Below are 225 nucleotides of genomic sequence, written 5' to 3'. Positions count from 1 at the left end.
GGCAACGCCGGACAGACGTGCGCCGGCGTCGAGCGCCTCTACGTCGTCGACTCGGTGTACGACGAGTTCGGCCGACTGGTCGCCGAGAAGTCGAAGGTCCTGCACCCCGGCCCCCGGGCCGCCGCCTACGGTCCGATGACGATGGCCGGCCAGTCCGACCTCGTCCGCGGCCACGTCCAGGACGCACTCGACAAGGGCGGATCCTCGGTGGTCGGCGGACTGGAC

General features: G+C 71.6%; 1 protein-coding gene. It reads left to right on the top strand.

Annotation, left to right across the window (positions count from 1 at the left end; genetic code table 11):
- Positions 1-225: aldehyde dehydrogenase family protein (locus QM841_RS43015; RefSeq protein ID WP_283336811.1), on the top strand; the 225-nt coding region annotated here is incomplete at both ends.

Origin of the sequence: Rhodococcus sp. IEGM 1307 (assembly GCF_030056915.1) — a bacterium.
Taxonomy (GTDB): domain Bacteria; phylum Actinomycetota; class Actinomycetes; order Mycobacteriales; family Mycobacteriaceae; genus Rhodococcus_F; species Rhodococcus_F opacus_D.
Note: the sequence above shows the minus strand (reverse complement) of the source record. Positions and strands in the feature narration are given on the sequence as shown.